The organism is Companilactobacillus musae (genome assembly GCF_003967595.1).
Taxonomy (GTDB): domain Bacteria; phylum Bacillota; class Bacilli; order Lactobacillales; family Lactobacillaceae; genus Companilactobacillus; species Companilactobacillus musae.
This window is the reverse complement of sequence record NZ_BIFW01000008.1, coordinates 39,608-51,320: the sequence shown is the minus strand read 5'-3', so window position 1 is coordinate 51,320 and position 11,713 is coordinate 39,608. Positions and strand designations below refer to the sequence as shown.

11 protein-coding genes are annotated in these 11,713 nt (G+C 34.0%); all 11 read left to right on the top strand.

Annotated features, from left to right (window positions below):
• The 11 genes from LAB100_RS09180 to LAB100_RS09130 all read left to right on the top strand — a co-directional run bounded on the left by LAB100_RS09180 (window position 1) and on the right by LAB100_RS09130 (window position 11,710).
• Window positions 1-486 carry a universal stress protein gene (locus LAB100_RS09180; protein WP_119327221.1) on the top strand — a complete coding sequence of 162 codons (486 nt, stop codon included), beginning with the start codon at window positions 1-3 and terminating at the stop codon, window positions 484-486.
• A 342-nt stretch (window positions 487-828) separates the two neighbouring features.
• Window positions 829-1,374 (top strand): DNA-3-methyladenine glycosylase I, encoded by a 546-nt coding sequence (locus LAB100_RS09175; protein ID WP_119327220.1) that lies wholly within the window; start codon window positions 829-831, stop codon window positions 1,372-1,374.
• A 580-nt stretch (window positions 1,375-1,954) separates the two neighbouring features.
• Window positions 1,955-2,446 (top strand): hypothetical protein, encoded by a 492-nt coding sequence (locus tag LAB100_RS09170; RefSeq protein ID WP_119327219.1) that lies wholly within the window; start codon window positions 1,955-1,957, stop codon window positions 2,444-2,446.
• Entirely contained in the window at window positions 2,443-3,270 is an 828-nt protein-coding gene (locus tag LAB100_RS09165) for an ATP-binding cassette domain-containing protein (protein WP_162894259.1), read from the top strand. The genes LAB100_RS09170 and LAB100_RS09165 overlap by 4 nt, the downstream gene beginning before the upstream one ends.
• The gene (locus LAB100_RS09160) at window positions 3,260-3,937 is read left to right on the top strand and encodes a hypothetical protein (protein ID WP_119327217.1); all 678 of its coding nucleotides are present in this window, start codon (window positions 3,260-3,262) and stop codon (window positions 3,935-3,937) included. Before LAB100_RS09165 ends, LAB100_RS09160 begins: the two co-directional genes overlap by 11 nt.
• Before the next feature lie 62 nt (window positions 3,938-3,999).
• Window positions 4,000-4,524, top strand: coding sequence for a GNAT family N-acetyltransferase (locus LAB100_RS09155; RefSeq protein ID WP_119327216.1), 525 nt, complete (start codon window positions 4,000-4,002; stop codon window positions 4,522-4,524).
• Window positions 4,525-4,644: 120 nt separating this feature from the next.
• Window positions 4,645-5,814, top strand: coding sequence for a metallophosphoesterase family protein (locus tag LAB100_RS09150; protein ID WP_119327215.1), 1,170 nt, complete (start codon window positions 4,645-4,647; stop codon window positions 5,812-5,814).
• A gap of 14 nt (window positions 5,815-5,828) precedes the next feature.
• Window positions 5,829-7,757, top strand: coding sequence for an asparagine synthase (glutamine-hydrolyzing) (gene asnB / locus LAB100_RS09145; RefSeq protein WP_119327214.1), 1,929 nt, complete (start codon window positions 5,829-5,831; stop codon window positions 7,755-7,757).
• 530 nt (window positions 7,758-8,287) lie between these two features.
• A complete protein-coding gene (locus LAB100_RS09140; protein WP_119327213.1) occupies window positions 8,288-9,493 on the top strand; it encodes a BspA family leucine-rich repeat surface protein in 1,206 nt (401 codons plus the stop codon).
• 514 nt (window positions 9,494-10,007) lie between these two features.
• On the top strand, window positions 10,008-11,228 hold the full coding sequence (locus LAB100_RS09135; RefSeq protein WP_119327295.1) for a carboxylate--amine ligase: 1,221 nt from the start codon (window positions 10,008-10,010) through the stop codon (window positions 11,226-11,228).
• Between the two features lie 17 nt (window positions 11,229-11,245).
• Window positions 11,246-11,710 (top strand): universal stress protein, encoded by a 465-nt coding sequence (locus LAB100_RS09130; RefSeq protein ID WP_119327212.1) that lies wholly within the window; start codon window positions 11,246-11,248, stop codon window positions 11,708-11,710.
• The last annotated feature ends 3 nt before the right edge of the window (window positions 11,711-11,713 follow it).

Genomic DNA, 11,713 nt, shown 5'->3' with positions numbered 1-11,713 from the left:
ATGGAACAAGATTATAAGAGAATTTTGGTTCCGGTAGATGGATCAAAAGAAGCTGAAATGGCTTTTAAAAAGGCTGTAAAAGTTGCACAAATGAATGGTGGACATCTTGATGTTTTAACTGTTCTAGATACTAAACAATTCATCGGTTTACATGGTGGAATGCTTAATGGGGATGTAATTTACCAACTATCTGAAGATGCTCAAAAATATCTTAATGAATTAAAAGACGGCGCTGTTAAAGATGGTTTTAATGTTGATGACATTGATATCCACGTTCGTTTTGGTGAACCTAAGACAGTTATTTCACAAGAATTCATCGAAGAATATAAGAATGATTTAATTATGATTGGTTCAACTGGTATGAATGCTGTAACACGTTTATTGGTAGGATCTGTTTCAGAATACGTTACAAGAAATGCTAGAACTGATGTTATCATCGTTAGAACTGATATTGATAATAAGAAGTTAGTTGATAAAAAGAAATAATAATAAATAGTAATTTGGTTGAGCGATGCCGTCCTTCACAACAAAGAAAATGGGCTGGAACGTAGTGGGCACGACTTGGAGCCTCTTGGCTTCGCCAACAGTCTTCAAGCTCGGCATTCTACTAACCTTGCTACGCAAGCTAAGTAGAATTTCACTATTGAGTCCATTTTCTTTGTTGCTCCGGACTAGTGTATTGATTTTCTTTAGATATTAAAAAAATTTAAATAAAGTGAATCAGATGACACTACTCTATGGACGATAGGGACTATCAATCAATTTAATATAATTGAATTTGAAAATTAAAAAGCTGGCGGATGCCAGCTTTTTTTATAGGAGAAACTTATGAGATGCGAATGGGCTAATAGTTCTAAGGAAATGCAAGATTATCACGATAAAGAATGGGGAGTTCCCAGTCATGACGAACGGTACTTTTTTGAAATGTTAACTCTTGAAGGAGCTCAAGCTGGATTATCTTGGGCAACAATTATCAAACGCCGTCAGACGTATCGTCTAGCATATGACAACTTTAATATTGAAAAAGTAGCCCGGTTTGACGAAAATAAGCGTGAAGAGTTATTGGCAGATAAAGGAATCATTCGTAATCATTTAAAAGTTGATTCTTCAATCAATAATGCGCAAATAATTCAAAAGATGCATCAAAATAATGAAAAATTTTCCGAATATATCTGGAATTTTGTTGATAATAAACAGATAATTAATCATTATAGTGATATAAGTGAGTTGCCAGCGCAAACTGAGCTATCACAAAGAATTAGTAAAGATTTGAAAAAACGTGGGTTCCGATTCGTGGGACCAACGATTATCTATTCATTTTTGCAGGCAGTCGGTGTAATCAATGATCATATCGATACCTGTGATTTTAAGTAAAAGTTAGATTTTCTTACTTAAATTTGGTTACAGTGTAAATTTGCCGTCCTCCACAGCAAAGAAAATTGGGCTGGAACGTAGTGGGCACGACTTGGAGCCTCTTGGCTTCGCCAACAGTCTTCAAGCTCGGCCTTCTACTAACTTTGCTTCGCAAACTAAGTAGAATCTCACTACTGAGCCCATTTCCTTTGTTGCTCCGGACTAGTGTTTACTTTATTTATTAATTATTTTTAAATTCAGATATAAAAATTTCGAGTCCTTATTTAATTATAAGAAACTAAAAATATTTAGATACTGCAATTTTCATTAGTAATATTAGAATAAAAAAACTAGTCGGTAGTGAAATCTCTGTGGACGCTCAGTGGTGAAATTGTTCTTAGTGGTGAAACCACTTAGAACAAGGTCGAGATTTGAGACAATGTGTTTTTCATTGGCTCAAATTCGTGCCCTCCACGTTCCAGCGTCCACAGAGATTTCACGGACGACGGCATCCTTTAAATTACTTAGTTAATATTAGTTTTAACCAAACTTGAGCAAGAATCGGAAATTAGTATAATGGTATTAAAGACGGAGGATAATTATGAATTCTGAAACTATTAGCACATTGGCCGATTGGCTTTATACAAATAGAAAGCAACTTGAAGATAAGTCACAAGAATTTGACGCACAAAAGGTTTACGATATTTTGGATTCTCTAGAAGTTTTGAGAAAGCCTATTAAAGAATACTTTGATATGACTGAGGATGATTACTATCAGAATGAATCTGACCATCGTTTGACACTTCAAAATCCTAACAACAAGCTTAAAGACTTGCATGATCGTGTTCAAATCAACCACGTTGATGGCTCACTTGCTGGTCATGAAATTAATTTTACTTACAATCATGAAGATCCATATGCTGGTGGTGACTACAAAGCCAAGACTGATATTGACTTGATCGACTATTCATTCACCGTTATTGGTGCTGTTTATGATAATACAATTGTCGCTGATGTTAGAAATTCAGTTTCAAGAGATGCTATCCTTTCTATTGGACTAGCCGCAAATGCTGTTGAGGAATGGCAAAAATGAAATTAATATCTGTCAATGACTTGTCATTGCAAAATGAGGGCTACTTTGCATTTAAGCATGTAGCTTTTTCTTTATCCCAAAATGAAATTATCGGTATCAATGGCGACAACGGTAGCGGTAAAACTCAGCTTTTGGAAGCAATTGCCAGTGGTGAGAATTTGGATAGTGGCACGATTGATTACACACCGGGCGTTAGAATCGGTTATATGCCACAGGACAATTCACAAGTTATTGATCAAACTGTTGAAAAGTATTTAGAGGATATTAGAAGTTTATCCAGAGAATTAGCAGTTAGAAAAGAACAACTATCAGGAATGATCACTTTACTAGGGGTCAGCCCTTATTTGGATCGTCCGGTCAGACAGCTCTCAAAGGGATTACAAAGAAAAGTTGATTTTTTGGCGGCCGTAGCAGGTCATCCAAATGTCTTGTTGCTAGATGAACCATTTGTTTATCAAACAAATAAGACAATTAATAATATGCTGACTTTGATGCAGGATTTAAAGGATAACGGTTCGGGAATAATTTTAGCGGCAACGAAATTTGAAACTAACGTGTCCCAGTATCTTGATAACAATTATCTTTTGAAAGATAATCGTTTGGATAAAATTCAATCGACAACTAATCAAGAAACTTATTGTCTATTAATATTTAGTGCAAATCCTAATTCAGTGGCAATAACTTCTGATATTGAACGTTATCTAGTTTCAAATATGAACAATCTTGTTGAATTAGAATTGCCTTTAGCATTAAAGGATTCTATGGTCGAAAAAATGACTCAGCTCAATTATCGTCTTCAGGAGGTCAAAAACCTTGAAAGTTAAAATTTTATTGAAAAATTATTTACAATTATTCTTTCAAAACTTTTTTTATCTGACGATGTTATTTTCGATTATTGCTTTTGGACTAACAAGTAGTCATCTTTTAGAGATGAATTCCTTAAAAAAATATAGTTTATTGATAATTGGAATATTCTTTTTGTCATTATTTTCGACAATGAATCTGTATCATAATGATAGTAAGCAAAATAAATATTTGAAGCAAAAAATAAATAGTTATTGGGCTGATACTTTAAGTCAATTTCTAGTGGCATTGATTACAAATATATTTTCAGGAATCTTAATTTTTATCTTTAGTCTGATTCTTGATCGAAATCTTTCGTTAGATATTATTGGAATAATTACTTTAGTTGCAGTGGGACTATTGGGCAGTTCTGTCGCTACCTTATTCAAAACACAGTGGTACAATCATTCTAGTATGGGTCAAGTGGGAGTACTGGTTTTTGTCTATCTGGCATTATCGGGTAGTATTATCAGTATTCTTAGTTATGTGGAGTGGTTATTACCTCCGTTATCAAAAATAATAGTTACTTTACAGGAAAAGGAATCTATAACAAGTCTTTTGCCGACTGCTGGACAAACGTTTTTATACGCATTAATTCTATTTTTTATAAGTAGTTTTGTATATAAACCTAAGAAAAAAGTTAAGTAAAAGTATTGCAATGTTATATGTTTTTCTGTTTTAATACTTTGATGAAGTAAGGAGGCAATTTAATGAGCAATATTTATTTACGTCAAGCAACAATGGACGATTTGCCAAAGATTATCGATATTATTGATGGTGCTAAGAAAACCTTACGGGATCGTGGAGTTGAACAATGGCAACAAGGGTATCCCGATAAAGAGATCCTGAAACAAGATATAGAAGAGGATATAAGTTTTGCGTTAGTACTGAATGGTGAAGTCGTAGGAGCTGCTGCTTTGCAACAAGGTTATGATAAGAATTATCAAGATATGACTTCTGGGTCATGGGATAAGAATTCTGATGTTACTTATTCCATCATTCATCGCATTGCTATTGAAGCCGATCATCAAGGAGAACACCTCAGTGCAGCCTTGATACAACAATTGTTAACAATGTCCTATTATTTAGGCTATCAAGATGTTAGAATTGACACGCATCCAGATAACTTGGTAATGCAACATATTATTGAGAGCAATGGTTTTGAAGAAAAAGGCACTATAACAATGGATGAAGATGATGGTATCAGATTGGCTTATCAAATTCTTTTGAAATAAGCATCGACAGATTATTTTTAGTATTTTTGATATATAATTGAACCATAAATTAACCATCGTTAAGATGGTTTTTTTAATATATTTTTTATCCATGGTGTTGGATATTAGGAGAACGGTAAATTGAAAATCAAAAAGATTGCAAGAAGGGTGCTTTCACCTAGACCTTCAGAATTTATTTCAACTCAAACAGATAATTTTTTGAGAAGATTAAAGCCTAGACCGTTTGTCGTTGATTATATCGAAGGTGTTTATAAAAATAATGTCTTACCAAACGTCAATGATGATACAGTCACAATTTCTGTTCTGACTGATACTCATGCTAAAGCCGTTGTCAGTGCTTCTTATTATGGAATCAATGGTATGCGACATATAATTGAGGCCAATCAAGTCAGTGATGACGTTGGAGTTGACCTTAATGTTCATTTAGGTGATTTGATGGATGGCAGTGACAAGCCAGAGATCAGTCGCGGTATTTTGCGGTTTGCAGTTGAGAATTATCAATTAAGCAAGCCACCGTTCTTTATAATTGAGGGAAATCACGATGAAAATGATAAGTATGATGAACACCGTTTCTTTAAGACAGCATCATTTCATCGAGATGACTATGATTCATTAGTAACGAAGTATGATTTTGAACAACCGGAAATTCTACGTTTGAATCCTGTCTCTAAAGTTGGTTGGTATGATAAAGGTGATATTCGTGTCATTTTTATTGATACTAGTGACATTCCTTATATTCTTAGTAACGGTTCTAAGAAGTATGACTTCAAGAAAGTTCGAGGAGTTAGAGAACAACAACTAGAAGATTTGACCACTGTTTTAGAAAATACGGTCGATAAGCACGTAATTGTAATGGGACATGCTAATATCGTCAGTCCAAGTGGACGCAGTGCATTAAACTTTAATGGTGATTTGGTTCAGCAGTTATTAGTTGCTTTCAACAACAAAGAGTCTGGACAATTAAAAAATGAATTAACAGGAGATTTTGGAGTAAATATTCGCTATGATTTCTCTTCTACAGGCATTTCTAAGGTAACAACTTATATTTGCGGTCATATGCATTATGAAAAAAACTACAAAGTTTCTGAAATTAATCATATAATATTAAATTGTTCGGCCCTTATGGGGAAGAAGCACGGATTAACAACTGACTATAACAAGAAATGGGACAGACGATATAATGAAATATCTGAATTAGCAGGTTATTTCATTAATATCGACCCGAACAAACTACGCTTACAGATTTTTGGTTACGGAGCCGCAACAAGGTATGTAAGTTTTGAAATATAAGGGAGAATTATTTTATGTGTGGAATTGTCGGATTCGTAGATAAAAATATTGCAGACAAGAAGCCTGTGATCGAAGCTATGATGGATACAATCAAACATCGTGGACCAAACAGTTCAGGTGAACTATTTGAAGGCGATACTGCTCTAGGTTTTCGTCGCTTGAGTATCATTGATATTAACAGTGGTATGCAACCTATTTATAACGAAGACAGATCAAAAGCTATTATTTTTAATGGTGAAATTTATAACTATCAAGACGTTAGAAAAGATTTAAAAGAAGCTGGACATGTTTTCAGTACTGAAACTGATACTGAAGTTTTATTGCATGGTTTTGAAGAATGGGGTATCGAAGGCTTATTGAAACGCATTCGTGGAATGTTTGCCTTTGTTATCTATGATCTTAAAACTGGTGATATTACCGGTGCTAGAGATTTCTTTGGTATCAAACCTTTGTATTACTATAACCGCGAAGGTACATTTATTTTTGGTTCAGAAATTAAGTCATTCTTGAAAGAACCTAACTTCAAGAAGGAATTAAATAAAGCTGCTTTGAAGCCATATTTAACATTCCAATATTCAGCAATGAATGAAACATTCTTCAAGAATGTCTTCAGAATCCCTGAAGGTCATTACTTTACATTTAAGAATGGTAAGTTAAGTATCAAGAAGTATTGGGATATGGAATTCAAAGAAAACCACTTGTCATTTGAAGAAACTGTTAAGAGAATTGATAAGTCTTTACGTGATTCTGTTAAAGAACATAAGATCAGTGATGTTCCTGTTGGATCATTATTATCTAGTGGTGTTGACTCAAGTTACGTTACAGCTATCTTGAAACCACAACATACTTATTCAATTGACTTTGATACAAGTACATACGAAGAAGGAACTGCAGCTAAATTATTAGCAGACAAACTAGGATTGGAAAATACTCGTGGTATTGTTACTAAAGAAGAAGCTGTTAAGTCATTGCCATTGATTCAATGGTATATGGATGAACCAGATGCTAATCCTTCATGTGTACCACTTTATTTCTTGACTAAATTAGCTAGTCGAGATGTTACGGTTATTCTTTCAGGTGAAGGTGCCGATGAATTATTTGCTGGATATGCAAATTATGGTTTCCATTCTCATTCCAAAGCTATTCGTGTGGTAGCTGAAGATTTGAAGAAATTGCCTAAGGGTATTAAGTACAAGTTGGCTCATGGTCTAAAGAAAATGCCAAATTTCCCAGGACGTTTGCATTTGTATGAATCAACTGCTAAGGCTGAAGAATTCTTTATTGGTGAAGCTAGAATCTTTAGTGAAAAAGAAGCTGCTGATTTGGTTAAACCTGAATTTGAAAAGTCACGTTCAGTTAGAGATATTGTTATGAGAAGTTACAATAAGGTTAGTGGCTATGATGATGAAGTTAAGAAGATGCAATATCTTGATTTCCACCAATTTATGACAAATGATATTTTGTTAAAAGCTGATCGTATGAGTATGGCTAATTCAATGGAATTACGTGTACCATTCCTAGACAAAGAAGTTGCTAAGGTTGCTTCTGGAGTTCCTACTAAGTATCTTTTGAATAGTAAAGATAGTAAGTATGCTCTTCGTGTTGCCGCTGAACGTGCTCTTCCTGAAGAATGGGCTAAACGTGAAAAATTAGGATTCCCAGTGCCAATTCGTGATTGGATCAGAACTAAAGAAGTTTATGAAGACTTCCGTAAGTTATTCAGTTCTGACTTTGCTGCTGAATTCTTCGATCAAGATGCTATCTTGAAGATGCTTGATGGTTGTTATAAGGGTGAAAATGACGATCGTCGTAAAGTATGGACAATTTATACTTTCTTAATTTGGTATAAAGTCTTCTTTATCGACAATGGTAAGAAGCCAGATGTTGATCCTCAAGTAGTTGTTCCAGAAGATGAAAAGGCTACTGAAATAGTTGCAGAATAAAAGTTAAAAATAAAACAGTCTCTATTAAGAATTTGCGGTATGCAATGTGCATATCAGAATTCTTCAGTAGAGACTGTTTTTTTGTTAAATATATCGTCCTCCGCAACAAAGAAAATTGGACTGGAACGTAGTGGGCACAGATTTGAGCTAATTGAAGTTCGCAATTATCTCAAATACTGGCCTTCTACTAACCTCACTACGTGAGCTAAGTAGAATTTCACTACTGAGCCCATTTTCTTTGTTGCTCCGGACTAGTGTATTGATTTGTTAATTGGTTATCTTTAAATCTATATATTAAAAGGGTTAGAGTTTTGATTGTTTATGTCGAATTAAAAGATTTCACGGACGACGGCATCCGTCAATATCCTAGTTGATATTTAAAAAGAATAATTTAAAGAATAAAGTTAAGATTAGCTAAAATTATTTTTAAAAATAATCGAGATTACTCATAATTTGGTATAGTATATTCGTTATTTTCTATATTGGGGATAGTTTCAGGGAAAATTATTTCCAAATTTAGGGGTGAAGATATGGATACTAGCCAAGTTACAGATATGAGTCAAATGTTTTTAGATTGTCACTCATTAAAAAAACTTGATCTGTCTAGCTTTAAGACTAATCAAGTACAAAATATGTCACACATGTTTGGTGGCTGTCGTGATTTGAAGAGTTTAAATATCTCGAATTTCGATACAAGCCAGGTTACTGATATGACGGGGATGTTTGCGGGGTGTGAAACCTTGGAAGAATTAGATCTTTCCAGTTTTGACACAACACAAGTAAAAGACATGTCAAATATGTTTGAATCTTCGGATGCATTGAAGTCCATCAAGTTAGGTAAGAAGTTTGTTGTACCTAATAAGCAAAAGAAGGATTTAAAATTAGTAAATAAAACTTGGGTTGATATTGGTAAAGGAACAAGAGATAATCCAAAACCTGCCAATAAGGCTGGAATTACTTCGGAAGATTTATTATCTGAGGATAATAAAGGTGATTGGGTTGTAAAACCGGATCGAGAATATAAGGGACCTTTTACAGTTCAAATTAATAATAACCTTGTTGATGGATTGATCATCGAAGTACCAGAATCGATTCGTCCAGAATATGTTGGCAGTACTTTTGAAGTTACAGTACCTGAAAAGTCAGGTTACCAAGCTGATAAAAAAACTGTCAAAGTAATGGCATTAGACAGTAAATTATCAAGTACTGATTTTGTGGTTTATCATAAAATGACTCAACCAGAAGTTGAAACTAAGAAGCCTGAAGTAAAGCCAACTGTTACTGAAAAGCCATCTATTCCAGTTCAATCAAAGATGAAGGGTAATATTGAGGAATTCAATCAATACGTTACGATACATCCTGATGCAAAGAGTGCCCAAGAATTCGATTCAAATGGGACACCAATTGATGGACATATTTTGAGCCGAAATTATACGTGGTTCAGTGATCGTAAATTGACAATTGATAAACAAGTTTATTATCATACGCCAGAAAATGCTTGGGTAAAGGCTAATGCAGTTTATGAGTGTGAAAATAAGCAAAATACTGTTAAAACTAAGGATATTTATATAACTAATTTAGTTGATAGTCATGAGCAACAGTTAACTAACCGAGGTTTGGCTGCTTTGAGTACATGGAAAAGTCAAAAAACTGCCATGTTAAATAATCACAAGTATTATCAAATCGGAACTAACGAGTTTGTTGATGCGGAAAAAGTTGATTTAGTTAAAGCATAGAAAATTAGGTAAAATTTTTTAATCAAAAAATGACAGCATCTGTTAAGTATTCTAGGCAAGCTTGTTTACCTAAATCTCTTAATGGGTGCTGTTCTTGCTTTGATATCTAAAAGTGACCTTGTCTATTGAAGATAATAGACGGTCTAACTTTCTCACCTCAAAAAATAATGGTAAGATAACGCTTGTAACAACTCAAAAGAGGAAAATTTGAGGCGTTATGACGTTACTAAGATATGTGTTATATTAATAACTGCTCATATAGAATAGTTATTCAAATTGTTAAAAATACTATTGGAATTTCGCAATATTAAGCGGTTTACTTTCAATAAATTAAGAAAATAATAAGCCTGTGATATTTAATATCATAGCTATACTCGTTGTGCTAAATTGAGTATGGTATAATTTTGTTTGAAATGTGTGAAAAATTAAAAATAGAATTAATTATAGTAAGAGGTTGATCCCTATCGAAACTGAATCAGGAAAAAAATTCACGCCTATATTGCTAGGTAGTGATATGAATGTTTACGGAATGGCTCGTGCTTTCCATGAACTTTATGGGGGCACTGTTCAGGCCTATGCTGATATCCAATTGGCACCTACAAGATATACAAAAATCTTAAACCTAACACTTCACCCAGGTTTTTCTGAAGACCCTGTTTTTATTGAAAAAATGCGTGAAATTGCTAAAGTTTACCAAAATCATGATGAACCAGTTATCTTAATTGGTTGTGGTGATGGTTATGCCGAACTTATCAGCAAACATAAAGAAGAATTGTCAAAGACATTTGTCTGCCCATATGTCGATTATGATCTATTAAAATCATTGAATAATAAAGAAAGTTTTTACAATGTTGCTGACAAACATGGTTTGCCACATCCATTGACAAAAATTATCACTAAAGATATGTACGAAAACAAGAAGGACATGGATGTTCCTTTTGATTTTCCTGTAGCTTTAAAACCAGCCAATAGTGTTGAATGGTTAGATATTCATTTTGAAGGTCGTAAAAAGGCTTTCACAATTCACTCTCAAGAGGAATATATGAGTATCGTTGGAAAAATTTATGACAATGGTTACAAGTCAGATTTGATTTTACAAGACTTTATCCCTGGTGATGATTCCAACATGCGTGTGCTTAATGCTTACGTTGACCAGGATCATCATGTCAAAATGATGTGTTTGGGTCACCCAATTTTGGAAGATCCTACACCTCAATCAATTGGTAACTATGTAGCAATTATTCCTGAATTTAATCAGGATGTTTATGACCGTGTTCAAAAGTTCCTTGAAGATATTGAATTTACAGGTTATGCCAATTTTGATATGAAGTATGACTCACGTGATAAGACATTCAAGTTCTTTGAAATCAATTTGCGTCAAGGTAGAAGTAGTTTCTTTGTAACCTTGAATGGTTACAACTTGGCTAAGTATGTAGTTGAAGATTACGTTGAGGGTACTTTGGAAAATGAACCAACTGTTTATGCTAACAAGAATAAAGCGCAACACAAGCTTTGGTTAGGTGTACCAGTTAAGGTCTTCAAAAAATATGCAGCTAAAAATGATACTACAGAATATGCTGACGAATTGATCAAACAAGATCGAATCGGTACAACTGTTTTCTATGACAAAGATAAATCATTTAGACGTTGGTTATTGTTGACATACATGTTCCACAATTATGTTAAGAGATTCGACAAATACTTCCAAGAAAATAAAGGACGCGATTTTAAATAATTTAGGAGGCTTTATTGATGGACGAAATAAAAGAATACAAAGTAAAAAAAGTGGACTATTCCAAGATTTTGATCTGTGTAGACTCAGACGATTTTGTGTCATCGAAAAATGCTTTTAACTATGCTTGTTCATTAGCTAGACATCACGATGCTGAACTAGGCATAGTATCCGTATTAGAAACAGGAGATTTAAATATCTTCCAATCGCTAGATCCAGAGGTTTTGAAGGAACGTCGTGAACAAATAAAGGAACTCCTTGAAATGTACGGTCAAAAGGCTGAAGATTATGGAGTTAAGAATATACATTTGATGGTTACAGAAGGCACGCCAGGAACAACAATTGTAGATAAAGTTATTCCAAGCTTCAAACCAGACCTAGTAATCGTTGGTGTAGAAGAAAAGAACCGAACACGTAATACGATTGGCTCACAAGCGGCTAAAATCGTTAATAATTCACGTTGTTCAGTTAGTGTTATTAGATAGTAT